Here is a 24,320-nt window from a genome sequence, read left to right on the forward strand (position 1 = left end):
CTAGTCCGGCAGGCGGTATGAGCGGAAGCGCCCGGTCTTGACCTGGTAGACCTTGCCGGTTTCCGTCACTTCGGGGCCGACCAGGCGCATGATGTGGGCTGCGACCTCGGACGGATGCGGCACCGCCTCGGGGTTCTCGCCGGGAAACGCCTGGGCGCGCATGGCGGTGCGGGTGCCGCCGGGATCGAAGGCGTTGACCCTGAGCGCCAGGTTCTCCGTCTCCTGCGCCCAGGAGCGCGCCAGCGCCTCGACGGCGGCCTTGGATGCCGCGTAGGGGGCGAAGAAGGCGCGCGCCGAATGGGCGATGCTGGACGTCACGACGACGGCCCTACCGGCATCGGAGAAACGCAGCAGCGGGTCGACCGAGCGGATCAGCCGCCACGTGCTGGTGACGTTGACGGTCATCACCTTGTCGAAGGTCTTGGCCTCGACATGGCCGATCGGCGAGACGACGCCGAGCATGCCGGCATTGGCGACCAGTATGTCGAGCTTCTTCCAGCGATCGTGGATGGCGCCGCCCAGCCGGTCGATGCCGGGCATGTCGGTGATGTCGAGCGGAACCAGCGTCACCTCGCCCTTGCCTGATCTGGCGCGCTCGGCCTTGATCTCGTCGTCGAGTTCCTCCAGCCCGCCGACCGTCCGCGCCACCGCCACGACATGCGCGCCGGCCGCCGCCAGATGCCTGGCCATGAAATAGCCGATGCCGCGCGACGCCCCCGTAACGAGCGCGATGCGGCCCGTCAGGTCAGGAATTCTGAGGTCTGGGGCAGTGGTCATTCGTTCATCCAGTTCTGGCGGTGCCTGAAGCCGCACCAGATAGGACGAATTTGCATCCGGCGAAACCCTGCCGACGCCGGCGCGGGCCTTTCTTTCCGGCGGTCGGAATTTTCGGCAGGACGATGTCGAAACGACGGTCCGCCATTCGTCATCAAACAAATCACCTTGATGGAGGACAGACGATGAGAACCGCGGCAATCCTGATCGCCAGGCTGATCTTTGCCGGCGCCTTCGCCATGGCGGCAGCGTTCAAGTTCGCCGGAATGCCTGACACGGCCGGCTACATCGCCGCCGCCGGCTTTCCTTTTCCGCTGCTGCTTGCCTGGCTCGCGGCGATATTCGAGGTGGCGCTGGTGCTCGCCTTCCTGACCGGCGCCTTCTTCTCGGAGGCGGCGCTGCTCGCCGGCATCTACGTGATCTTCCTCGCCTTTTCCTTCCACGGCCCTTCGCACTGGGAAGGAAACCAGGCCGAGTTCGGCTTCTTCGTCGATCACTTCACCTTCCTGGCCGGGCTGCTCTACGCAGCCGTCCACGGTCCGGGCAGCGTCCTGGCTGTCCGCAAAGGCCTGATCTGGCGGGAAGAAGTCGCTGCGTAGCGTTACTGGCTGCCCGCCGCGAGGACGGAGAGCGTGCGGACATTGTCCGAACCCTCGTGATCGAGCAGCCTCGTCGGATACTGCGTGGTGAAGCAGGCGTCGCAGAACTGCGGCTGCTCCTCGTTGCGCTGGGCCTCGCCGACGGCGCGGTAGAGCCCGTCGATCGACAGGAAGCCCAGCGAATCGACGCGGATGAACTCGGCCATCTCCTCGATCGACATGCGCGATGCCAGGAGCTTGGACGTTTCCGGCGTGTCGACGCCGTAGAAGCAGGAGGAGCGGGTCGGCGGCGAGGCGATGCGCATATGCACCTCCTTGGCGCCGGCGTCGCGCACCATCTGCACGATCTTCTGCGAGGTGGTGCCGCGCACGATCGAATCGTCGACCAGCACGACGCGCTTGCCTTCGATCATGCGGCGGTTGGCGTTGTGCTTCAGCTTGACGCCCATGTGGCGGATGGAATCGGTCGGCTGGATGAAGGTACGGCCGACATAGTGGTTGCGGATGATGCCGAGCTCGAAGGGGATGTCGGCCTGCTGCGAGAAGCCGATGGCCGCCGGCGTGCCGGAGTCCGGAACCGGCACCACGATGTCCGCCTCGACCGGGTTCTCGATAGCCAGTTCCGCGCCGATGCGTTTCCTGACGTCATAGACGTTGCGGCCCTCGACCGAGGAATCGGGCCTCGCGAAATAGACATATTCGAAGATGCAGAAGCGCGGCTTCTGCGGCTCGAACGGAAAGATGCTCTCGATGCCCTTGGGCGTGATGATCACCATCTCGCCGGGCTTCAGGTCGCGCACGAAGCGCGCCCCGATGATATCGAGCGCGCAGGTCTCGGAGGCCAGGATCCAGGCGCCGTCGAGGTCGCCGAGCACCAGCGGGCGGATGCCGAGCGGGTCGCGGCAGCCGATCATCTTCTTGGAGGTCAGCGCGACCAGTGAGAAGGCGCCCTCGACCTGGCGCACCGCGTCGATGAAGCGCGAATTGATGTCGCGCTCCTTGCTGAAGGCGACGAGATGCAGGAGCGTCTCGGTGTCGGAGGTCGAGGAGAAGATCGCGCCCTGCTTCTGCAGCGAGCGCTGCACCGTCATGGCGTTGGTCAGATTGCCGTTGTGGGCGATGGCGAGGCCGCCCTCGGCGAGTTCGGCGAACAGCGGCTGCACGTTGCGCAGGCCGGTGCCGCCGGTGGTGGCGTAGCGGGTGTGGCCGATGGCGCGGCTGCCCTTCAGCCTTTCGATGACCGCCGGCTTGGTGAAGGTGTCGCCGATCAGGCCGACATGGCGTTCGACGTGAAACTGCGAGCCGTCATAGGAGACGATGCCTGCCGCCTCCTGGCCGCGGTGCTGCAGCGCATGCAGGCCGAGCGTGACGATCGCCGCGGCGTCCTGCCGTCCGAATATGCCGAACACGCCGCATTCGTCATGAAAATGATCGTCGGCCTCGGCCAGCAAGGAAGCATCTGCCATGGGGCGCTCTCTCGTCAGAAAACGGACATATAAGGCAGCGCGGCCTCGCGCGCCACCAGTCATCACAGCCTTATTACCCGCCTGCCTGGCGTGGTTGCCGGCCTTATTCGGCTGGCGGCGCCGATTCGTCCGGGGCCTCGTCGGGCAGCACGTCGGCGGGGCCTTCCTCCGGCGCATCCATGGGCGCTTCGTCGGGGACGATCTCGTCGGGCGCGATCTCGCTGGGCGCGGTCTCGGCTGGAGCCTGCTGCGTGGCGGGCGCGTCCGCAGCCGGTGCCCCCTGCTCGGCCTCGGGTTCGCCGGGCGACAGGCGCTTCAGGATCGAGTTCTCGGGGTCGTCGGGAAGCAGGCCTTCCAGCGTGGCGCCGATCGATTCCAGCAGCGGCCGCGACTTGGCGTTGGCGATCCAGGCGGGCGTGTTGACCCCGACCAGCCAGTTGAAGAACAGCAGGCCGACAGCGACGACCAGGATGCCGCGCGCCGCGCCGTAGAGGAAGCCGAGCGTGCGGTCGAGCGCGCCGATGCGCGAATCGATGATCCAGTCGGCGATCTTCATCGTGATCAGCGTGACGATGATCAGCGCGACCACGAACACGACGCCGGCCGCCGCCACCATCGCGACCTGCTTGTTGTCGATATAGGGCTGCACATAGGGCAGCACGAGCGGATAGAGGAAGAAGGCGGCAGCCGCCGCCGCGATCCAGGACGCGATCGACAGGATTTCCCGCGACAGGCCGCGAACCATGGCGAGCATCGCCGAGACGAGGGTGAAGCCGACGAGAATTCCGTCAAGCAGCGTAATCGGCATGGTGCGGCCCCACTCCTTGGATGACTGGCATCAGTCCGGATCGTCGGCGCGGCCGCGCTTGGACCCTGCTATACGAATCACGAGGTCGGTCAGCATCCCCGGCTGGAAGGACTTGCCAGCCATCGAGCCTGACGGTTCCTCGCTCCCCTGCGGTAGAACCGCTTGCCCGAACCCCAGCTTTTCGGCCTCCTTTAGCCGTTGTTGTGCATGTGCAACCGGCCGTATGGCGCCCGAAAGGCTGATTTCGCCGAAATAGACGCAATCGGCGGGAAGGGCAAGACCGGTAAGCGACGACACCAGCGCGGCGGCCACCGCCAGATCGGCCGCCGGCTCGGAGATGCGGTAGCCGCCGGCGACGTTCAGATAGACGTCGTGGGTGGCGAAACGCACGCCGCAATGGGCTTCCAGCACGGCCAGCACCATGGCGAGCCGCGGCTGGTCCCAGCCGACCACGGCGCGGCGCGGCGTGCCGAGCGGGGAAGGGGCGACCAGCGCCTGGATTTCCACAAGAACCGGCCTCGTGCCTTCCATGCCGGCGAAGACGGCGGCTCCCGGCGCCTTGGCGTGGCGCTCGCCGAGGAAGAGCTCCGACGGATTGGAGACCTCGCGCAGGCCCTTGTCGGACATCTCGAAGACGCCGATCTCGTCGGTGGGCCCGAAACGGTTCTTCACCGCCCGCAGGATGCGGAAATGGTGGCCGCCTTCGCCCTCGAAATAGAGCACGGCGTCGACCATGTGCTCGACGACGCGCGGGCCGGCGATCTGGCCTTCCTTGGTGACATGGCCGACGAGAACCACCGCCGCGCCCGTCGACTTGGCGTAGCGGATGACGGTCTGCGCCGCCGCGCGCACCTGGGTGACGGTGCCGGGCGCCGATTCGGCGAGGTCGGTCCACAGCGTCTGGATGGAATCGAGGATGACGAGGTCGGGCCGCTTGCCTTCCGCGAGCGTCGCCAGGATGTCCTCGACATTGGTTTCGGCGGCGAGTTCCACCGGCGCGCCGGCGACGCCCAGCCGCTGCGCGCGCAGCCTGACCTGCGCGACGGCCTCCTCGCCGGAGACATAGACGATACGGTGGCCCTTGCCGGCGAGAGCCGCCGCCGCCTGCATCAGGAGCGTCGACTTGCCGATGCCGGGGTCGCCGCCGACGAGGATCGCCGATCCCCGCACGAAGCCGCCGCCGGTTGCCCGGTCGAGCTCGGCGATGCCCGAGGCGATGCGCGGCGCATCCTCGATCTCGCCCGCCAGCGAGGTCAGCGCGACGGCGCGGCCCTTGCGCGGCGACCGCAGGCTCTGAGGCCCGCCGCCGATGCCGCCGGCATTGTTCTCCTCGACGATAGTGTTCCACTCGCCGCAGGCATCGCACTTGCCCGCCCAGCGCGAGCTGACATTGCCGCAGGACTGGCAGATGAACTGGGTACGGGACTTAGCCATGGGCTACTCGGATCGGGTAATCATAGCGGCCTTCTTGGCGCTGGCGGCTAGGAGAAATCCCGCTCTAATTTTCACAAACAAACCATAGGGAAGCTCGCCAAAAGCGAAACTGTCCTGCTTGCCCGGAATAGCGCGCCGGATATCAGGTCCCGGCCACAAGAATCGATTTGCCTCAGTCAAAACTACCCATGATCTTTCCTCGTCCAGGCCAAGACGATGCTTGGTATCGGCTGGAATCTCGACGGCCTCATCCGGTCTGGAAGGAGGCAGATGCGTAATAGGAAGAACCGTAACCCTCGAACCAGCCAATTCGTCCTTCACCACAAGGACAATCGCGCAAGGGCGGTCTTTTTGGCCTTCTTCCAGCCCGCGCAGGTAGTCCGACCGCCACAAATAGCTGTAACGGATCACCAGACCGGCAGTGGGCTTGGGAAGGCTTGCCACGCGTCAGTTATCGAACTCGTGATCGAAGGCCTTCGCGCTTTCTGGCGGTTCGGAGGCTTCGATGGCTGCAATGTCTTCTTCCGTGAAGTCATCCAGTCCCAGCACTTCCCGATCACGCCGCTTCAGTCGCCGGTATTCTTCGATCGACACCGTCACCGTCCGTTCCCGTCCGTTGCGCATCACGACAACTGGCTGCGTCATCGCCATGTCTTGGTAGTGGCCGAAGTGTCGCTGGAAGTCGGCCGAACTCACCTTCACGGGGGATTTCATGTCAAGCCTCCGTAATTTACGTATATTCCGCAACATACGTAAATTACGTAAGATTTGAAAGCCCTACTCATACCGTTCCGGCAAATGGTGTTCCTCCGCGAGGTCGGAGAAGCGGGTGAATTCGCCGGTAAAGGCAAGCGAGACGGTGCCGGTCGGTCCGTGACGCTGCTTGGCGATGATGACCTCGGCCTTGCCGCGCGCCTCGTTCATCTCGCCTTCCCACTTGATGTATTCGTCGGTGCCGGGCTTCGGCTCCTTGTTCTTGAGATAGTACTCCTCGCGGTAGACGAAGATCACCACGTCGGCGTCCTGCTCGATCGAGCCGGATTCGCGCAGGTCGGAGAGCTGCGGACGCTTGTCGTCGCGGCTTTCGACCTGACGCGAGAGCTGGGAGAGCGCGATGATCGGCACGCCGAGCTCCTTGCCGAGCGCCTTCAGCCCGGTGGTGATCTCGGTGATTTCCTGCACGCGGTTCTGCGAGGCGCGCGCGGAGCTGCCCTGCATGAGCTGGATATAGTCGATCACGATGACGTCGAGGCCGCGCTGGCGCTTCAGCCGTCGCGCACGCGCCGCGAGCTGCGCGATCGAGATGCCGCCGGTCTGGTCGATAAAGAGCGGTATCTTCTGCATCATCTGCGAGCAGGCGACGAGTTTTTCGAAATCCGTCTCGGTGATCTCGCCGCGCCTGATCTTGGAGGAGGGAATTTCGGTCTGCTCCGAGATGATGCGGGTGGCAAGCTGCTCCGACGACATTTCGAGCGAGAAGAAGCCGATGACGCCGCCGTTCTTGGCCTTGAACGAGCCGTCGGCCTGCTGCTCGGGTTCGTAGACCGACGCGATGTTGTAGGCGATGTTGGTGACGAGCGAGGTCTTGCCCATGCCGGGGCGTCCGGCGAGCACGATCAGGTCGGAGGGCTGCAGGCCGCCCATGCGGCGGTCGAGGTCGCGCAAGCCCGTCGCGATGCCCGACAGGTGCCCGTCGCGCATGAAGGCGGCGTTCGCCATGTCGACGGCGGTCTTCACGGCGTCGGTGAAGCTCTCGAAGCCGCCGTCGTAGCGGCCGGTCTCGGCGAGCTCGAAGAGCCTGCGCTCGGCGTCCTCGATCTGGTCGGACGGGCTCATGTCGACCGGCGCGTCATAGGCGATGTTGACCATGTCCTCGCCGACAGTGATCAGCGCGCGGCGCGTCGCGAGGTCGTAGATGGCGCGGCCGTAGTCGGCGGCGTTGATGACGGTGACCGCTTCCGCCGCCAGTCGCGCGAGATAGTGCGCGACGGTCATGTCGCCGACCTTCTCGTCGGCCGGCAGGAAGGTCTTTATCGTCACCGGATTGGCCATCTTGCCCATGCGGATGAGCTCGGCCGAGACCTCGAAGATCTTCCGGTGCAGCGGTTCGTAGAAATGCCCCGACTTCAGGAAGTCCGAGACGCGGTAGAAGGCGTCGTTGTTGACCAGGATCGCGCCCAGCAGCGCCTGCTCGGCCTCGATGTTGTTGGGCGCCTCGCGATAGAGCGGTGTCTCCGCGACTTCGAATTTTCGCGCTGCTTCTGCCATTGTCTTCCCGATCCCTGTCCGATCCTCGCCGTATCAGGAGTCGGCGGTGGAAGAACCTGTCCGCCCTCAATTAGATCTGGCGTATCCCACTCTCCACGCTGTCCACAGCCATGCCGGCCTATCGGTGGTCTGGTGACGAATCCGGATTGACTCGAATCGAAGCTCGAACTTTAGCGCGATTATGAGAACAAAACAAGAATATCTGCCATATCAGCGATACGGCCTCGCTGGCGGGGAGCCAGCGGACACTGCCGGTGTACAGCAGGGCAGGCGGCACCACCCGCCGAACTGCGCGGAGCCGGTAGGCTCGGCAGAGCCTCGTCAGGCGGCAGGATTGCGGTTGATCACCTTGCGGGCAAGGATGGCGATCCCGATCGCCAGCAAGACGATTCCGCCGACGATATATCCGGTCGATTCGGCCCGGTAGCCGGAAGCCGCTACCAGGAAGCCGACGACGATCAGAACCAGGCCGCTGAGCTTGCTGAGCAGAAAACTGGACTTTTCATTCTCCAAGGGCATGTTCACCTCCTCGCATGTCGCCTGGCGCCGCCAAACATGACGCGGGCACTATGCGTGGCCTCGCCGTACGGTGTCCAGAAGACATTTGCTTTCCACGTCCCCGCCATTCCGCTGTCCTTTAACTTTGCTGCAATCGACTGGGTTGATCACCACGCTGGGTTGTGAAAAGTTTCACCCGCCTGCTTAAGGGCCAGATGCGGCGTGAGGGGCGGGGACATAGGTCTGGGCGGTTCACTGGGGCGCCGTCGAGGCTGCATGCGCATTGCAGGAGGCCCCATGCGTTTTCGCGCGTTGCTGCTCGCCGGCTCGGCTGGCTGTCTTTATCCCGTATCGTCCCTGTTGGTAGCCGCGCCTGCTCAGGCAGCTTGCGACCTCTCGCCTACGCCTGGCAACAGCGCCTATGTCTGCGATAGCGGCAATGCCGCCGGTATTACGGATACCGCCGGCGACAACTCCCTCACCATGGACGCCCCGGGTGGAACCATCACCGGCAGCGTCATCTTCGGCAGCGGCGCCGACACGGTGACCATGCACGCCGGCACCATCGAGGGCCTGGTCGATCAGGGAGAGGGCGATGACGAGTTCATCATGACCGGTGGCGCGATCAATGGCGTTGACGCGAGCGACAACAGTGTCGTCCAGGCAGGAGGCCGGGACGCCTTTTTCATAAGCGGCGGAACGATCAGCGGGGCTGTCAGCCAGGGCGGCGGTGAAGACAATTTCACCATGACCGGCGGCACGATCGGCGCGCTGTACCAGAGCGGCGAGCGGGATATCGCCAATATCAGCGGCGGGCACATAATCGGCGTATTCTCCGATGGCGATATCGTGACGATGACCGGCGGCCGCATCGGCTCGGTCGACCTCCTGATAGGTAACAACGAGATGCGCATGTCCGGCGGCGAGATCGAAGAGTCGATCATCGCCGGCCAGAACAACGATCTCATCGAAATATCCGGTACCGCCGTGGTCGGCACCTTCATCAACACCGGCAGCAACAGCGGCGGCGGTGGCGACATTATCCGTATCATGGGCGGCGAGGTCGGCGGCGAGATCGTCACCTTCAACGAAACCGCCGCCAATCACGCCATCGACGGCAATGACCGCGTCGAGGTAAGCGGCGGCACGATCGGCGGCGGCATCCGCTTCGGCCAGGGCGCGGACAATTTCGTCTGGCAGGGTGGAGGGACGATCGGCGGCAACATTCTTATGGGCTTCGGCAGCGACACCGCGAGGCTCACCGACCTGACCGAGGACAGTTTCACCGGCGGCCAGGTGATCGACGGTGGAACCCTCGTCGATGGCGTTCCCAACGAAGACAGGCTGATCTTCGAGGGAACGCAGGCCTCGACCGTGTCGCGTTACCTCAACTGGGAAGCGGTCGAGCTCACCGCTTCTTCGGAGCTCACGCTCGACGGCGATCTCGTGCTCGGCGACGCCTCCTCCGGGACCGGCGAGCTGTCGATCGACGCATCGAGCACGCTTCTTGCCGGCGATGGCGTCAACGCCGCGGTGCGGGCTTTCACAGATGGTCAGCTCGCGAGGCTCGGCAATGCCGGCATCATCGATCTGACGAACGGCGCGGCGAGCGCTGCGGATACGTTCACTGTCGTCGGCGATTATGTCGGCAGCGGCGGCATCATCCGCCTCGACACGGTGCTCGAAAGCGACGGCGCGCCGTCGGACAAATTCATCATTCAGGACGGCAGCGCGACCGGCAACACCGGTCTCGAGATCGTGAATTTCGGCGGCGGCGGAGCCCAGACCAGCGCCGACGGCATCCTCGTCGTCGAGGCGGTCAACGCGACGACCGCTGCCGGCGCGTTCGACCTCGCCGCGCCGGTGGCATTCGGCGCCTACGAATATCTGCTCTTCAGGGGTGGCGTGAGCGACGGCAGCGAGGAGAACTGGTATCTCCGCTCGACGCTGATCGACCTCCAGAATCCCGACGAACCCGGCATACCGTTGATCAGGCCGGAGACCGCCGTCTATTCGGCATTGCCGCCGGTCGCCCGAGACATGGCGCTCGCCACGCTCGGCACTTTCCATGAACGGCGCGGCGAACAGGCCTTCCTGCATGGCGGCGAGAATTTTTCCGCCGCCTGGGGCAGGGTGTTCGGCAAGAGCCTCGACCAGAGCTGGGCGGGCACGGTGTCGCCGTCGCTGGACGGCGCGCTCGGTGGCATCCAGGCCGGTCTCGACATGCTGCGCTGGGAGAACGCATCGGGCGGCAGCACGGTCGCCGGCCTGATGGCCGGCTATACCGGGCTGGACGGCGATGTCGCGGGCAACGTGCTCGGCGAGTCCGATATCGAGGTCGGCAGCCTCAACCTCGACGGCTACAGCTTCGGCGGCTATCTCACCCATGTCGGCGCCGGCGGCTGGTATGTCGACGCGGTCGTCATGGGCACATGGTTCGGCGGCGACGCCAGCACCGACCGCGGCATCGGCATCGATCCTGACGGCGACGCCCTGACGCTGTCGCTGGAGGGTGGCGTCCCGATCGCCATCTCCCAGGGATGGACGTTGGAGCCGCAGGCGCAGCTCGTCTGGCAGGACATCTCCTTCGACGATCAGGACGACACGCTGTCGGCCGTTCGCTTCGACACCGACGACGGCCTGTCCGGCCGCATCGGCGCGCGCCTGCAGGGTACTTTCCAGACGGCGTCCGGCGAGTTCAAGCCGTACCTGAAGGCCAATCTCTGGCACTCCTTCGATACGGAAGACACCACGTGGTTCGACGCCGATCCGATCGACATCGAGTCGGAAGGAACCATGCTGGAGCTCGGCGGCGGCATCGCCCATAAATTCACCGACAAGTTCTCCGGCTTCGTCACCGCCGACTACAGCTTCGACGTCGACGGCGACCGCCGTCGCGAATTCGAAGGCAATGTCGGGCTCCAGGTCCAGTGGTAGCCGGTTGCGCGGCGACCCGGGCAACCGGCTCAGTCTTCGGCAGGCAGCCTGTCGCCCCAGTCGAGCCGGCGGATGCGCCGGAAAAGTTCGCCGTCGCGCTTGCTGAAGGTCTCCTCGCTGGCTGCGCCACTGGGCAGGCAGAGTTTCAGCCCGATCCGGCCCTTTCCGGCGCGCGGCGGCGCCAAGATGCGGGGTGCGCGGGCGGTCGCGGGCAGGCGCGACGCCGCCAGGTAGATGAACTTTTCGTCCTCCCACGGCACGTCGGCGCTCTTGGTGAGGCGATGCAGCCGCGTGCGCGCCACCCGCCGCGAGAAATGGCACCAGTCCGGCGCGGCGAGCGGACACGGTTTTTCGTGCGGGCAGGGGGCGAGGATGTGGGCGCCCGCCGCGATCACCCGGTCGCGCGCGGCGAGGATGCGCGACCACCCGGCCGGCGTGCCGGGTTCCACGATCAGCAACAGGCCTGACGTCAGCGCCCACAGCCGTTCGACCAGCGGGCCGATCGCGGCGGGCTGAAGCTCGTCGAGCACGTAGGAGAGCGTAACCAGATCGGTCGCCTCGACGGGCGGCAGCGGTCCGGTCGCGTCGCCGGCGAGCCATGCGGACGCCGGCAGCGCAGTCTCCGCGGCAAGCGCCTGGCCGGCGCCGCGCACGGCCGCACTCGCCTCGATCATCGTCGCCGTCTCGATGCCGTCCCAGCAGTCGGCGGCCGCCCAGAGCACTGTGCCGGGGCCGGCGCCGATGTCGAGCAGGCTCTTCGGTTCGAAATCCGGCGCGGCTTCGGCGACATGGTCCATGCAGGCGCGCACCGCCGCATAGGTCGCGGGCAGCCGCGCCGCGAGATATGCCCGGACCGCCGCGACATCGTCGAGATGCTGTCGGCCGTCGCGCGTCTCGCTGCGGTAGCGCCGGGTGAGCCGCTCGGACGCGCTGCGCAGCTCGTCGAGTGGTATGCCTTCGAGGAAGCGGTCGACCGCCTGCCGGAGCGGGGAGGGCAGCTCCATCTCAGGCGGCGCGCGGCGCGAACAGGATGAGCGAGGCGCCGAGGATGCAGATCGCGGCGCCGGTCAGGTCCCAGCGGTCGGGCCGCACGCCTTCGGCGAGCCACAGCCAGGCGAGCGAGGCGGTTATGTAGATGCCGCCATAGGCGGCGTAGGCGCGGCCGGCGGCGCTGGTGTCGGCAAATGTCAGCAGCCAGGCGAACAGGATGAGCGAGGCGACGCCCGGCACCAGCCAGAGCGCCGACTTGTCGAGCCGCCACCACGCCCAGAAGGCGAAGCAGCCGGCGATTTCGGCAAGGGCGGCCGCGATGAAGACGGGTATGGTCATGGCAGGTCCCCGGTTACTCTGCCGTCATCCTCGGGCTTGTCCCGAGAATCTGCTGCGGGTTGAGGGTGTAGGCTACTGCAGTCTCGATGTCATCGCGGCCGATCGCCGTATCGCAGATCCTCGGGACAAGCCCGAGGATGACGGCGTTGGAGCATATGGGGCCGAGCGGCCGGCCCGCGCATAGTGTTCAGGCCTTCTTGTCGACCTTGCTGCGCTTGGCCGGCGCCTTCTTCGGCTTCGAAGCGTCGGCCTTCTCCGCGTCGGCGGTGAGTTCCGACTCATGCGCGGTGCCGTGCAGCGCCAGCGCTTTCTCGGTCTTCTCGATGTAGCCGCGCGTCACCGGCAGCGTGTCGTTCTTGCGGGTGAGCTGGATCTGGAACACCATCAGGTCCTGCCAGCGGAAGGCGGCCTCGGAGCCGGCGAGATAGAAATCCCACATGCGGCAGAAGCGCTCGTCGTAGAGCGCCTTGGCCTTGTCGCGGTTGGCGAGGAAGCGGGCGCGCCAGTTCTTCAGCGTGTCGGCGTAGTGCAGGCGCAGGATCTCGATGTCGTTGACCACCAGCCCCGATTTCTCGATCGACGGCAGCACCTCCGACAAAGCTGGGATGTAGCCGCCCGGGAAGATGTATTTGCGGATGAAGGCGCTGGTCGCGTAGGGCGGTCCGCTGCGGCCGATCGAATGCAGCACCATCACGCCGTCTGGCTTCAGCAACTGCGCGCATTTGTCGAAGAAGGTGCGATAGTGGTTGACGCCGACATGCTCGAACATGCCGACCGAGACGATGCGGTCGAAGCGTTCGGAGATGTTGCGGTAGTCCTTGATCTCGAAATGCACGTGATTCTCGAGGCCTTCGGCCTGCGCGCGCTCGGTCGACACGCCGTGCTGCTCGGTCGACAGCGTCACGCCCAGAACGTCGACGTCGAAGGTCTTGGCCAGATAGAGGCCGAGGCCGCCCCAGCCCGAGCCGATGTCGAGCACTGTCTGGCCGGACTTCGGCTGCAGCTTGGCTGCCAGGTGGCGCTTCTTGGCCGCCTGCGCCTCTTCCAGCGACACGTCGGGGTGCTCGAAATAGGCGCAGGAATACTGCATGTCGTTGTCGAGGAAGAGCTTGTAGAGGTCGCCGGACAGGTCGTAGTGGCGCTGCACGTTGCGCTTGGAGCGGGTGGTCGTGTTGACCTGCTGGAAGCGGCGGAAAAGATTGCGGGTGCTTTCGATCGCCTTCGACCAGAAGGCGTCGATGCCCGTCGGCGACATGTTCTGGAAGGCCACGCGCAACAGGTCGAGCGTGTCGCCCTCGAGGAAGTCGACATCGCCGTCCATATAGGATTCGGGAGCCGCAAGCATCGGGTCGAGCGCGATCGCGCGCACCGCCCGCGTCGTCTTGATGTGGATATGCACCGGGTCGCCGGTGCCGTCGCCAAATCTATGCTTCTTGCCGTCCGGACCGGTGATGCTGAGATTCCCGGTAAGGACCAGACCCGAAACGACGCGGTTCAACATTCTATTCACGGCAATAAACCCCACTCCAATAGGAACGGATGGATACTGTGCCTAATTTGTCGCGGTTTGAAAAGTTCCCTCTGGCACAAAAGCCGCATCAGACATCGGGCCAACTGTCTGAACCGGATAACAAAAAGCCCGGGCGAACCCGGGCTTTCGTTGAGAAGATAGAGGCTTTCGGCGATCAGGCTTCCTCGCCCGCCGCCTCTTCCGCGTTCGGATCGAAGAAGGCATCGGGGCGGGCGTTCTCGTTGATGTCCTCGCCGTAGATCGCCTCGGCGGTCGTCAGCGTCTCGCCTTGCGCCTGGCGCTCGGCTTCTTCCGTCGAGCGGGCGACGTTGAGCGTCACGGTCACCTCGACCTCAGGATGCAGCACGATCGCCACATTGGTGAGGCCGATCGTCTTGATCGGCTGGTTGAGCTCGATCTGGTTGCGGTTGACGGAGAAGCCTTCCGCGGTGATCAGGTCGGCGATGTCGCGCGTCGAGACCGAGCCGTAGAGCTGGCCGGTTTCGCCGGCCGAGCGGACGGCGACGAAGCTCTTGCCGTCGAGCGTCTCGGCGATCTTGGCTGCTTCGGACTTGCGCTCGAGGTTCCTCGCCTCGAGCTGGGCGCGCTGGCCCTCGAACTTCTTCTTGTTGGCTTCGTTGGCGCGCAGCGCCTTGCCCTGCGGCAGCAGGAAGTTGCGGGCGTAGCCGTCCTTGACCTTGACGGTCTCGCCCATCTGGCCGAGGCGGGAAATGCGTTCGAGAAGAATGACGTCCATGGTTTTGTCCTTTCAGAACCGCAAGCGGTTGAATCTGTTTCTTCGCATGAGGCCTGTCCGGAAAGCCTGTCGCTGTCCGGGGTCATGCGCGATCTGAAAGGCAGGGAGCAATCGGGACGAATGGCGTCCGTTTTCGCTGTCCTGCCGGTCGGCAGTTAGGGCCTCTCATGACCCCGAAAAGTCGTGGACCTTTCGGACAAGGATCATGGGCAGTGCCCAACTCGGGATTTCATGTTCATCCATCCGCGCCCGTTCGCGGAAGGAGACCGGCGCGGACCTGGGCCCGCGCCGGAATTCGTCTCACTTCACCACGTAGGGCAGGAGCGCCAGGAAACGGGCGCGCTTGATCGCCTTGGCGAGCTCGCGCTGCTTCTTCTGGCTGACCGCCGTGATGCGGGAGGGCACGATCTTGCCGCGCTCGGAGATGTAGCGCTGCAGGAGACGCACGTCCTTGTAGTCGATCTTCGGGGCGTTGGCGCCGGAGAACGGGCAGGTCTTGCGGCGGCGGTGGAACGGACGCCGGGTCGGGATCTGGTTGATGTCGACCATTATTCTGCAGCTCCTTCAGCAGCTTCGCGCGGACGGCGCGGACCACGGTCGCCGCCATCGCGGTCGCCGAACGAACGCGGGCCGCGATCGCCACGGTCGCGGTCGCCGAACGAACGCGGGCCGCGATCGCCGAAGCCACCGCGATCGCCGCGCTCGGAACGCTCCTCGCGCTTCTGCATCATGGCGGATACGCCTTCCTCGTGCGCCTCGACCTTGATGGTCATGAAGCGCAGCACGTCCTCGGAGAGGCCCATCTGGCGCTCCATCTCCTTCAGCGCCGCCGGCGGGCAGGTGAGGTCCATGAGGGTGTAGTAAGCCTTCCGGTTCTTGTTGACCCGGTAGGTGAGGGACTTCAGTCCCCAGTTCTCGACCCGGCCAACGCTGCCGCCGTTTTCGCTGATGACGCCCTTGTACTGCTCGACAAGTGCATCGACCTGCTGCTGCGACAAATCCTGCCGGGCAAGGAACACATGCTCGTAAAGTGCCATTGTGCTTTTTGCCTTTCGTTTCACGTCCCTGTCCGGTTCCCGCGGCTAAGCCTCTGCGACTTGTCCAACCCGGCTTGGCGGGAGAGAAAGGCGCATCTACGAGACGGTCGAGAGCGGAGACACGGGAGGCCGAAACCTTCTGGCTTCTTGAGGAGGAAAACCTCCAACCCTCCGTTCAGCCCCCAGCAGGACCGGCAGATTGCGGCGGTCCATACAAGGGAAGGGCGGAATTGGCAAGGGCTGGAGGCCTGCGCTCATTCGGCTGCGACAGGATGAAGCCGCCTGCCGTGGCGATATTCGGCCCACGCCTGCCGGAGGATCTGTACCGACGAGGTGAGGAATATGCCGGCCATTAGCGCCGCGACCGCGAGATCGGGCCAGGCCGTCGACGTGCCCCAGACGCCGAGCGCGGCGGCCATCACCACTATATTGCCGATAGCGTCGTTGCGCGAGCATAGCCAGACCGAGCGCACATTGGCGTCGCCGTCCTTGTAGGGCATCAGCAGGCCGACGGAGGCGACGTTGGCGGCAAGCGCGAGGAAACCGATCGCCCCCATCATCCCGGCGCTCGGCACGCCGAGGATGAGCGTGTGGTAGACGGTCGAGCCCAACACCCACAGCGCCATGACGAACAGCGAGAACCCCTTGAACAGCGCCGCCATCGCCCGCGTGGAAAGGCTCGCACCGATCACCGCAAGGCTGAGCCCGTAGGTCACGGTGTCGGCGAGGAAGTCGAGCGCGTCGGCCTTCAGCGCCTGCGATCCGGCGAGTTCGCCCGCGATCATCTCGGTCAGGAACATCGCGCCGTTGATGGCGATGACCGTCCACAGCACGCGCTTGTAGCGCGGGTCCATGCCGTCGAAGACCGGAACGCCGCCGGCGCAGCAGGCGTCAGCCGTTGCGGCGGCAGGTGGCGATTTCGAGGCGGACAGCGCGAGCGGCGGGGGCTCGCAGCGGGTTTCGGTTCCGTGGTTGCAGCAATGATCGGACATTACGACTCCTTTTACGTCGTCACCGTAATCTCTATAGTGACTAGAGCTTCAAGAGGATTTTTCGATGGATTTGTCGATCGGCGAACTTGCGCGGCGCACCGGGGTGAAGGTGCCGACGATCCGCTATTACGAGCAGATCGGCCTCCTGCCTGCGCCGCCCCGCACCGAGGGGCAGCAGCGCCGCTACGGCAAGGCTGCGGTGGCGCGGCTTTCCTTCATCCGGCATTCGCGCGAGCTCGGCTTCGAGGTCGAGGCGATCCGGACGCTGGTTTCGCTTCAGGACGATCCCGACCAGTCCTGCGCGACCGCCGACCAGATCGCCAAGACACATCTCGTCGAGGTCGAGAAGCGCATAGCGAGCCTCACCGCGTTGCGCTCGGAACTGCAGCGCATGGTGGAGGAATGCGCCTGTGGCAGGGTCGCCGAATGCCGCGTCATCGAGACCTTGGCCGACAGCGGCCACCGGCACGGACGCCTGCACGACTTCTAGATTGCTGCACTCTATTCAGCCGGCTGGTCTGCCGGTTCATCGCCTTTCGAAAGCCGTTGTTCCCACTCGAGGGTGTCGAACCAGTATTCTCTCGCGGCTTGCAGGCGGCCGTTGGCCTGGTTCTCCTCGATCCATGCGTCGATGAAGTTGACGAAACGGAGCGAGTCCGGACGTACCGCGACCGCCTCGGAACTGCTGAAGAGCGCTTCGCTGCCGATCGCGTACCGGTCCGGCTCGGCCAGCATCATGAAATTGGGTATCGGGGTCGCTGCGATGATAGCCCCGACTTCGCCTTTGGAGAGCGCATCTCGCGACGCCTCGTCATCGGGAAAGGGAACGATCTCGGCCTTGGTGAACGAACGGGCCGAGATGGCCTCGCCGATCGTGTCCGCGATCACGCCGATCTTGAAGCCTTCCACATCGTAGTCGCCTTCGGACGCACTCTTGGGAAGCTTGTTGTTGTCCAGAAGCAGATAGTAGTCGGTCTGCCCGTAGGGTACCGAAAACAGCGCGAGGCGAGCCCGCTCGGCGGTGACGCTATAGGCCGAGATCACGACGTCGAAGCGGCCGGCGACCAGACCGTTGAGAAGATCGCCGAACGGGGTTTCGACGAATTCGGGCCGCACTCCCAATACCCGAGCCAGATCGTGGGCGACGTCGACCTCGAAGCCAAGCAGCTTTCCCGCCTTGTCGCGGCCGATCCACGGCAGGAAATCCTCCTCCGCGATGCCAATCCGCAACGTTCCCCTGTCGATGACGGCGTCCATCGTGTCGGCCTGCACGGTTGACGCCGCGAACAGGAGCGACGGCAGCAAGGCCAGAAGGATCGCATAGCGAGCGAGCATTCGCATCAACATGACATGCTCCTTGTCCTAGGTAGACTTACCGGCGGCCGCCGCCTCGACCGCCGCCGCCACCAAAACCGCCCCTTCCGCCACCAAAGCCGCCGCCGACCGACGGGCGCGAGAAAGACGGCGGGTGATAGATCGGATGGCTGGGCCGCGGTGGCCGAACGCCGGGCGGCGGTTGACCGGGTGGGCGCCAGCCCGGCGGCCTGTTTCCGGGCGGACGGGTTCCCGGAGGTCTGTAGTCGGGCGGCCTGTTTCCCGGCGGCCTGTAGACCGGGTAGTCGTCCCAGAAGATCGGCAGGCCGAGATAAATGCCTACGCTGTAGAGCGAGTCCCGGTAATATTCGCCTTGGACGGCATAGGTGAGGTACCGCCCGGCGAGATACCCTCGCTTGCCGCCATGGGCGACATTGCACCAGGCGAATCCGCTCTGGCAGGAATATACGGTGACCGTGGCGCCGGAGGGCACGACGCCGAGGGACTGGAATTTGGACCCGGGACCGGCGCGAAGGTTGACGCTGGCGGTCACCGTCGCGCGTTCCGTCGCGTTGGCGGTGACGGCCCACAGACCCAGCGCGCTTGCCGCCATGGCCGTCGTAAGCAGAATTCGCTGAAGGAAATTCATCAAGAAACTCCCCCGACGTCTGTCTTCGCCCGCTGCATTTCACGCAGCCAGGACGTCATCAGCCACATCCTTTCAGGCCTTGAGTCAATCGGCCGGAGTAGAGGTTACTGTAAGCTCCCACGAGCGCCGCCCGGATTACTCCGGATAGAAGAGCGACCCTGGGAGGCAGGCTGCCGGGGGCTGGATCGGCGATGCCGAGCGTGGGCTGACGCGGAAAGTCGGGCGGGGATATCTCCAGCGACGGGGCAGGGCGGCTCGCCCCTGCCGCACGACCGAAGCAGGTCGACATGAGCCGTAGGCGGTCTGTGCGACCGCTGGCCGCTAGACCCCGGCCGGCTTGGGCAGGTTCGGGAAGAAGCGCTTCACCGTCCGCTGCTTGCCGAACAGCGCGTCGTATTGCAGCAGGCGGAAATCGTTGATCAGCGGGTCTATTCGCTTCTCCTGCGACCAGTCCGGCGTCGCGCCCCTCGGCGAGATCAGCACGTGCCGTTCGATGACGTCGTAGCTCGCGTCCACGCGGCCGAGGAAGCCGGTGTAATAGGGATGTTCGATGCCGGCGGCCTTGAAGAGCTTCAGCGGGATCAGCGCCGGGCTGATGGAGCCGACATCCTTCATCGGCCCGGTCCGGTTCGACCAGACGACGAGCGGCGTCTCCCGGTGCTGGGCGAGGGCCTCGGGCGGCTCCCGCCGCTCCGGCACCGGCTCCTTGAGGAAGCCGGTCTCCGTATAGCCCTGGTTCAGCGGCGGCAGGTGGTCGCCGAAGAACACGATGACCGTGTGGCGGTCGCGCTTCTCGGCCCAGTCCATCAGCCGTTTCAGATTGCGGTCGGCGTCGGCGATTCCCTCGGCGTAGGAGCGGATCGACTGGTTCGTCCGGTAGGTTGCGGCGGAATTCACCGTCACCTTCGCGTCCGAATAGCGGTTCGGCTCATAGGGGCCGTGCCCCTGCAGGCTGACGGCGAAGGTGAAGAACGGCCGCTCGGTCGCATCGGCGCGCTCGATGATCTCGTCGGTCAGCGCCTCGTCCGAGACCAGTGGCCCGCGCCACGCCATCGGCGGCAGCTTCTCGACCGAGAGGAAGCGGTCGAAGCCGAACGAGTTGTAGACGTGCTCGCGGTTCCAGAACCAGCCCTCGAAGGGATGGATGGCGGTCGTCTCGTAACCTTCGGCCCGGAAGAAATTCGCCAGCGAGGGCACCGGCCCGCGCACATATTGCTGATAGGGGATGCTGCCATAGGGCAGGAAGGCGTTGGAGAAGCCGGTCAGTGCCTCGAACTCGACATTGGCGGTCATGCCGCCGAATTCCGGCGAGAACATCGAGCCGGAGCGCATGGCGCGCACGTTCGGCATCGGGTCCGGTGTGATGGTGGTGTCGGGAAGCAGCGTCGGATCCCAGAAGGATTCGCTCATCACCACGATGATGTCGGGCTTGTCCGCCGGCATCGAGATGCCGATCGGCCCCGGCAGGATGGCGTCGAGCACGTCGTCCTCGTAGCTCGGCGGCGCCTTCACCTTGGCCATCGGCACGTTGAGCGCAAAGGCGATGGCGAAGCCGTTCGACGCGTAGTTCTCCTTCTGGTCCCACATGATCGGGATGATCTGCAGCCGGTCGCGGGTCCACGAGAAGGTGGCGAAATCCATGATGGAGACGAAGAAGGCGAGCGCCGGCAGCACCACGGCGAGCCTCGCCACGCGCATCCTCCAGCGGATCGCCGGGAAGCGCCGGCGCCAGAAGCGCCAAAGCCCGACATGCAGGATGATCGCCGCCAGGCCGCCCGCCACGATGAAGGCGGCGGTCATCGGCCGCTCGCGCACCAGAAGCGGCGCCAGTTCGATGATCTGGCGGGAATAGAGGAAGTCGGTGGGATAGAGCGGGTCGCCGAGATAGAGCGATTTCTGGTGTCCGATTGCGGCAAGCAGCAGGGCAAGCGGCGCGATGAACAATATGCCGTTATGGCGTCGGCCGAACAGCGCGTCGAAACCGATGAGCAAAAGCGTGAACAGCACGATGGTCGTCCAGCCCGGCCGGAACGGCTGCTGGAAGAAATCGAGCGTCTGCTGCAGCGAACCGCGCGCGATCAGCTCGATCAGAAAGACCAGGACCGCGGAGAGGACCACCGAAACAAGGAGCGAGCCGGCGCATTCGAGCGTCCGCCGCTCGCGCCAGCGCTTCCATCGCCCAGCGCCGGTTTCCTCCGCCGCAGGCGTTATGACTGCGTTCTGCTTTGCCAACTCAAATCCTCAATGCGCGATAGAACGTCATTCACCTGTCATGGTTCCTTCACAAAAAGCCAGTCCCTGTGTCGGAATTGAGAAGCCGGCGTCGATTTTTTCAGACGTTATTCCAGCCAGATGGTTGCCGGACGGCTTGCGACTGCCCTTGACTTGGTCAAGCTGCCTGCTTCACAGGCAGTCGTCACGATAGAAGGACCCTACAGAATGGCGATCGCGTTTACCTTTCCGGGGCAGGGCAGCCAGGCCGTCGGCATGGGCAAGGACCTTGCCGAGACGTTTCCCGAGGCACGGAAGGTGTTCGAGGAAGTCGACGACGCGCTTGGGGAAAAACTGTCCAAACTGATCTGGGAAGGCCCGGAGGAGACGCTGACGCTGACCGCCAACGCCCAGCCGGCGCTGATGGCGGTGTCGATGGCTGCGATCCGCGCGCTGGAATCGCGCGGTTTTGTCCTGAAGGACAGGGTCGCCTGGGTCGCCGGCCATTCGCTCGGCGAATATTCGGCTCTCGCGGCGGCCGGCATGTTCTCGGTCGGCGACGCGGCGCGGCTGCTGCGCATCCGCGGCAACGCCATGCAGGCGGCCGTGCCGGCGGGCGTCGGCGCGATGGCTGCGATTCTCGGGCTCGAGGAGCCGGACGTGGCGGCGGCCTGCGCCGAGGCAGCCCAGGATTCGGTCTGCCAGATCGCCAACGACAATGGCGGCGGCCAGCTTGTGATTTCAGGTGAAAAGGCGGCCGTCGAGCGCGCCGCAAAACTCTGCACCGACAAGGGCGCCAAGCGCGCGCTGATGCTGCAGGTCTCCGCGCCGTTCCATTCCGCGCTTATGGCCCCGGCGGCCGACGTCATGCGCGAGGCGCTGTCGAAGGTCGCCAGGAATGCGCCGTCGGTTCCCGTCGTGTCGAACGTTGCGGTCGCGCCGCTCAGCGATCCCGACGAGATCGCCAGGCGGCTGGTCGAGCAGGTCACCGGCCGCGTCCGCTGGCGCGAGACGGTGGAATGGTTCGGCGCCAATGGCGCCACCGCGCTTTATGAAGTGGGCGCCGGCAAGGTGCTTTCGGGCCTTGCCCGCCGCATCAACCGCGACATCGCCACCGCCGCGATCGGCGCGCCGGCAGACGTCGAGGCAGCGCTGGCGGCGCTGGGCTAGGATTTCCTGGAGCACTCCCTTACCAAGGGGGTGCTCTACCGTGGATCGGAGAAAAAGATGTTCGAACTGACCGGCCGCAAGGCACTTGTGACAGGCGCTTCCGGCGGCATCGGCGAGGCGATCGCCGAGGTGCTGCATGCCCAGGGCGCGATCGTCGGCCTGCACGGCACCAAGGTGGAGAAGCTCGAGGGCCTTGCCGCGAAGCTCGGCGACAGGGTGAAGATATTCCCCGCCAACCTCACGAATCGCGACGAGGTCAAGGCGCTGGGCCAGAAGGCCGAGGCTGAGCTCGAAGGCGTCGACATCCTGGTCAACAATGCCGGCATCACCAGGGACGGTCTCTTCGTGCGCATGTCGGACGACGACTGGGATTCGGTCCTGGAGGTCAATCTCACGGCCGTCTTCCGCCTGACCCGCGAGCTGACGCATCCGATGATGCGCCGCCGCTTCGGCCGCATCATCAACATCACCTCCGTCGTCGGCGTTACCGGCAATCCCGGCCAGACCAATTACTGCGCCTCCAAGGCCGGCATGATCGGCTTCTCGAAATCGCTGGCGCAGGAGATCGCCACGCGCTCGATCACCGTCAACTGCGTGGCGCCCGGCTTCATCGAATCGGCGATGACCGACAAGCTGAACGACAAGCAGAAAGAGACGATCATGGCGGCGATCCCCACCAGGCGCATGGGCACCAGCGCCGAGGTGGCGTCCGCCGTCGCCTATCTCGCCTCCAACGAGGCAGGCTACGTGACGGGGCAGACCATCCACGTCAACGGCGGCATGGCGATGATCTGAGGCCGGGGCCCGAAAACCAGGGTCTGAAAGCTCGTCCACAGGCGGCTTTTCGCCTTGGACCTCGGGGCTTTTTCGTGTAATGCGCCACCGACCCGGCGTTTTTCCGGGGACCCGGCGCCTCCCGCCGAGTTCCGGGAGCGCCAATCTTTAGAGCTTGATTAGCGCCATTCCGGCGGCTAACGAAGGCAGACATCAATAAGGCGAGGATGCCCAAATGAGTGACACCGCAGAGCGCGTCAAGAAGATCGTTGTCGAACATCTCGGCGTCGATGCCGAGAAGGTTACCGAGCAGGCGAGCTTCATCGATGACCTCGGCGCCGACAGCCTCGACACGGTCGAACTCGTCATGGCGTTCGAAGAGGAATTCGGGGTCGAGATTCCCGACGACGCCGCCGAGACCATCCTGACGGTCGGCGACGCCGTGAAGTACATCGACAAGGCTTCGGCCTGAGCATTCCTGCGTTTCCGGCAGTCCAGGGACACCAGCGATGCGGCGTGTCGTCGTCACAGGCATGGGCCTCGTCTCGCCCTTCGGGGCGGGCGTCGACCACAGCTGGAAGGAGCTGCTGAGCGGGCGCAGCGCCTGTACCCGCATCAGCAAGTTCGACGTCACGGACTACGCCGCCAAGATCGCGCATTCGATTCCGCGCGGCGACGGCTCCAACGGCACGTTCAATCCCGAGAGCGTGCTGGAGCCCAAGGAACTGCGCAAGGTCACCGACTTCATCACCTACGGAATCGCGGCGGCCGATGAGGCGCTGAAGGATTCCGGCTGGGAGCCGCAGACCGAGCAGGAACGCTGCGCCACCGGCGTCCTGATGGGCTCCGGCATCGGCGGGCTTGAAGGCATCGCCGAAAACGCGATCATCCTGCAGGAACGCGGGCCGCGTCGCATCAGCCCGTTCTTCGTACCGGCCAACATCATCAACCTGATCTCCGGCCAGGTGTCGATCCGCCATGGGCTCAAGGGCCCGAACCACGCGGTCGTCACCGCCTGCTCGACGGGCGCCCATGCGATCGGCGACGCGGCGCGGCTGATCATCTTCGGCGACGCCGATGTGATGGTCGCCGGCGGCGCCGAAGCGCCGATCACGCCGCTCGGCGTTGCCGGCTTTGCCGCCTGCCGCGCGCTGTCCACAGAACGCAACGAGACGCCCGAGAAGGCGTCGCGCCCCTATGACCGCGACCGCGACGGCTTCGTCCTGGGCGAGGGCGCCGGCGCCGTCGTTCTGGAAGAGCTGGAACATGCCAAGGCGCGCGGCGCCAAGATTTATGCCGAGGTGGTGGGCTACGGCCTGACCGGCGACGCCTACCACATCACCGCCCCTTCCGAGGACGGCGACGGCGCGTTCCGCTGCATGACCGCGGCGCTCAACCGCGCCAAGCTGACGCCGGCCGACATCGACTACATCAATGCGCACGGCACCTCGACCATGGCCGACACGATCGAGCTCGGCGCCGTCGAGCGTCTCGCCGGCAATGCCGCCTCGAAGATCTCGATGTCCTCGACCAAGTCGTCGATCGGCCATCTGCTCGGCGCCGCAGGTGCTGCCGAGGCGATCTTCTCGCTGCTGGCCATCCGCGACAATATCGCGCCGCCGACCATCAATCTCGACAATCCCGAACGCGAAACGCCGATCGACCTCGTGCCCAACAAGCCGCGCAAGCGCCAGATCGACGTCGCGCTTTCGAACTCCTTCGGCTTCGGGGGCACCAACGCCTCGCTCGTATTCCAGCGTTATAACGGCTGAGTACGCTCGGCCGCCGCGATT

25 protein-coding genes are annotated in these 24,320 nt (G+C 65.2%); 7 read left to right on the forward strand and 18 right to left on the reverse strand.

Going from position 1 to position 24,320, the window contains the following annotated elements:
• Window positions 1-777, reverse strand: a complete 777-nt coding sequence (locus D8676_RS13855) for an SDR family NAD(P)-dependent oxidoreductase (RefSeq protein ID WP_121581499.1) — start codon at window positions 775-777, stop codon at window positions 1-3.
• 182 nt (window positions 778-959) lie between these two features.
• Between D8676_RS13855 and D8676_RS13860 the strand changes: the two genes are divergently transcribed.
• Entirely contained in the window at window positions 960-1,373 is a 414-nt protein-coding gene (locus tag D8676_RS13860) for a DoxX family protein (RefSeq protein WP_121581501.1), read from the forward strand.
• A gap of 2 nt (window positions 1,374-1,375) precedes the next feature.
• Here the strand turns inward: D8676_RS13860 and purF are convergent, their stop codons facing one another.
• The 7 genes from purF to D8676_RS13895 all read right to left on the reverse strand — a co-directional run bounded on the left by purF (window position 1,376) and on the right by D8676_RS13895 (window position 7,868).
• On the reverse strand, window positions 1,376-2,839 hold the full coding sequence (gene purF, locus D8676_RS13865) for an amidophosphoribosyltransferase (RefSeq protein ID WP_121581503.1): 1,464 nt from the start codon (window positions 2,837-2,839) through the stop codon (window positions 1,376-1,378).
• A gap of 103 nt (window positions 2,840-2,942) precedes the next feature.
• Entirely contained in the window at window positions 2,943-3,647 is a 705-nt protein-coding gene (locus tag D8676_RS13870; RefSeq protein ID WP_121581504.1) for a CvpA family protein, read from the reverse strand.
• Window positions 3,648-3,677: 30 nt separating this feature from the next.
• Complete coding sequence (gene radA, locus D8676_RS13875) at window positions 3,678-5,081, reverse strand: DNA repair protein RadA (RefSeq protein WP_121581506.1); 1,404 nt, start codon at window positions 5,079-5,081, stop codon at window positions 3,678-3,680.
• A 3-nt stretch (window positions 5,082-5,084) separates the two neighbouring features.
• Entirely contained in the window at window positions 5,085-5,525 is a 441-nt protein-coding gene (locus tag D8676_RS13880; RefSeq protein WP_121581508.1) for a hypothetical protein, read from the reverse strand.
• A 3-nt stretch (window positions 5,526-5,528) separates the two neighbouring features.
• The gene (locus tag D8676_RS13885; protein ID WP_121581510.1) at window positions 5,529-5,795 is read right to left on the reverse strand and encodes a type II toxin-antitoxin system prevent-host-death family antitoxin; all 267 of its coding nucleotides are present in this window, start codon (window positions 5,793-5,795) and stop codon (window positions 5,529-5,531) included.
• Window positions 5,796-5,858: 63 nt separating this feature from the next.
• On the reverse strand, window positions 5,859-7,349 hold the full coding sequence (locus tag D8676_RS13890; RefSeq protein WP_121581512.1) for a replicative DNA helicase: 1,491 nt from the start codon (window positions 7,347-7,349) through the stop codon (window positions 5,859-5,861).
• A 321-nt stretch (window positions 7,350-7,670) separates the two neighbouring features.
• The gene (locus D8676_RS13895) at window positions 7,671-7,868 is read right to left on the reverse strand and encodes a hypothetical protein (RefSeq protein WP_121581513.1); all 198 of its coding nucleotides are present in this window, start codon (window positions 7,866-7,868) and stop codon (window positions 7,671-7,673) included.
• Between the two features lie 276 nt (window positions 7,869-8,144).
• Here D8676_RS13895 and D8676_RS13900 point away from each other — a divergent pair, with 276 nt between their 5' ends.
• Complete coding sequence (locus tag D8676_RS13900) at window positions 8,145-10,784, forward strand: autotransporter outer membrane beta-barrel domain-containing protein (protein ID WP_183097095.1); 2,640 nt, start codon at window positions 8,145-8,147, stop codon at window positions 10,782-10,784.
• A gap of 29 nt (window positions 10,785-10,813) precedes the next feature.
• Here D8676_RS13900 and D8676_RS13905 read toward each other — a convergent pair whose 3' ends face one another.
• The 7 genes from D8676_RS13905 to D8676_RS13935 all read right to left on the reverse strand — a co-directional run bounded on the left by D8676_RS13905 (window position 10,814) and on the right by D8676_RS13935 (window position 16,409).
• A complete protein-coding gene (locus D8676_RS13905) occupies window positions 10,814-11,788 on the reverse strand; it encodes a small ribosomal subunit Rsm22 family protein (protein ID WP_121581517.1) in 975 nt (324 codons plus the stop codon).
• Window position 11,789: 1 nt separating this feature from the next.
• Window positions 11,790-12,113, reverse strand: coding sequence for a YnfA family protein (locus D8676_RS13910; RefSeq protein ID WP_121581519.1), 324 nt, complete (start codon window positions 12,111-12,113; stop codon window positions 11,790-11,792).
• A 187-nt stretch (window positions 12,114-12,300) separates the two neighbouring features.
• Window positions 12,301-13,623 (reverse strand): cyclopropane-fatty-acyl-phospholipid synthase family protein, encoded by a 1,323-nt coding sequence (locus D8676_RS13915; RefSeq protein ID WP_121581521.1) that lies wholly within the window; start codon window positions 13,621-13,623, stop codon window positions 12,301-12,303.
• Between the two features lie 175 nt (window positions 13,624-13,798).
• A complete protein-coding gene (rplI, locus tag D8676_RS13920) occupies window positions 13,799-14,380 on the reverse strand; it encodes a 50S ribosomal protein L9 (protein WP_121581523.1) in 582 nt (193 codons plus the stop codon).
• 300 nt (window positions 14,381-14,680) lie between these two features.
• The gene (rpsR, locus tag D8676_RS13925; RefSeq protein ID WP_121581525.1) at window positions 14,681-14,929 is read right to left on the reverse strand and encodes a 30S ribosomal protein S18; all 249 of its coding nucleotides are present in this window, start codon (window positions 14,927-14,929) and stop codon (window positions 14,681-14,683) included.
• Window positions 14,929-15,417 carry a 30S ribosomal protein S6 gene (rpsF, locus tag D8676_RS13930; RefSeq protein WP_121581527.1) on the reverse strand — a complete coding sequence of 163 codons (489 nt, stop codon included), beginning with the start codon at window positions 15,415-15,417 and terminating at the stop codon, window positions 14,929-14,931. The genes rpsR and rpsF overlap by 1 nt, the downstream gene beginning before the upstream one ends.
• Window positions 15,418-15,671: 254 nt before the next feature.
• Window positions 15,672-16,409: a cation transporter gene (locus tag D8676_RS13935; protein ID WP_121581529.1), complete on the reverse strand. Its 738-nt coding sequence runs from the start codon at window positions 16,407-16,409 to the stop codon at window positions 15,672-15,674.
• Between the two features lie 64 nt (window positions 16,410-16,473).
• On the opposite strand from D8676_RS13935, the gene D8676_RS13940 reads away from it, so the two are divergent.
• Window positions 16,474-16,899 (forward strand): helix-turn-helix domain-containing protein, encoded by a 426-nt coding sequence (locus D8676_RS13940; protein WP_121581531.1) that lies wholly within the window; start codon window positions 16,474-16,476, stop codon window positions 16,897-16,899.
• Between the two features lie 11 nt (window positions 16,900-16,910).
• On the opposite strand, the gene D8676_RS13945 is transcribed toward D8676_RS13940, so the two are convergent.
• The 3 genes from D8676_RS13945 to D8676_RS13955 all read right to left on the reverse strand — a co-directional run bounded on the left by D8676_RS13945 (window position 16,911) and on the right by D8676_RS13955 (window position 20,490).
• Complete coding sequence (locus tag D8676_RS13945) at window positions 16,911-17,666, reverse strand: ABC transporter substrate-binding protein (RefSeq protein ID WP_183097096.1); 756 nt, start codon at window positions 17,664-17,666, stop codon at window positions 16,911-16,913.
• A gap of 115 nt (window positions 17,667-17,781) precedes the next feature.
• Window positions 17,782-18,372, reverse strand: coding sequence for an SH3 domain-containing protein (locus D8676_RS13950; protein ID WP_121581535.1), 591 nt, complete (start codon window positions 18,370-18,372; stop codon window positions 17,782-17,784).
• 321 nt (window positions 18,373-18,693) lie between these two features.
• Window positions 18,694-20,490 carry an LTA synthase family protein gene (locus D8676_RS13955; protein ID WP_245426813.1) on the reverse strand — a complete coding sequence of 599 codons (1,797 nt, stop codon included), beginning with the start codon at window positions 20,488-20,490 and terminating at the stop codon, window positions 18,694-18,696.
• Window positions 20,491-20,811: 321 nt separating this feature from the next.
• Here D8676_RS13955 and fabD point away from each other — a divergent pair, with 321 nt between their 5' ends.
• From fabD to fabF, 4 genes are all read left to right on the forward strand, one after another.
• Window positions 20,812-21,753 carry an ACP S-malonyltransferase gene (gene fabD, locus D8676_RS13960; protein WP_121581539.1) on the forward strand — a complete coding sequence of 314 codons (942 nt, stop codon included), beginning with the start codon at window positions 20,812-20,814 and terminating at the stop codon, window positions 21,751-21,753.
• Window positions 21,754-21,810: 57 nt separating this feature from the next.
• The gene (gene fabG, locus D8676_RS13965) at window positions 21,811-22,548 is read left to right on the forward strand and encodes a 3-oxoacyl-[acyl-carrier-protein] reductase (protein ID WP_121581541.1); all 738 of its coding nucleotides are present in this window, start codon (window positions 21,811-21,813) and stop codon (window positions 22,546-22,548) included.
• A gap of 214 nt (window positions 22,549-22,762) precedes the next feature.
• A complete protein-coding gene (locus D8676_RS13970; protein WP_121581544.1) occupies window positions 22,763-22,999 on the forward strand; it encodes an acyl carrier protein in 237 nt (78 codons plus the stop codon).
• Window positions 23,000-23,036: 37 nt separating this feature from the next.
• Window positions 23,037-24,299 carry a beta-ketoacyl-ACP synthase II gene (fabF, locus tag D8676_RS13975; RefSeq protein ID WP_121581546.1) on the forward strand — a complete coding sequence of 421 codons (1,263 nt, stop codon included), beginning with the start codon at window positions 23,037-23,039 and terminating at the stop codon, window positions 24,297-24,299.
• Window positions 24,300-24,320 lie beyond the last annotated feature (21 nt).

Origin of the sequence: Mesorhizobium sp. YM1C-6-2 (genome assembly GCF_003666685.1) — a bacterium.
In the GTDB taxonomy this organism is placed as follows: Bacteria; Pseudomonadota; Alphaproteobacteria; order Rhizobiales; family Rhizobiaceae; genus Mesorhizobium_K.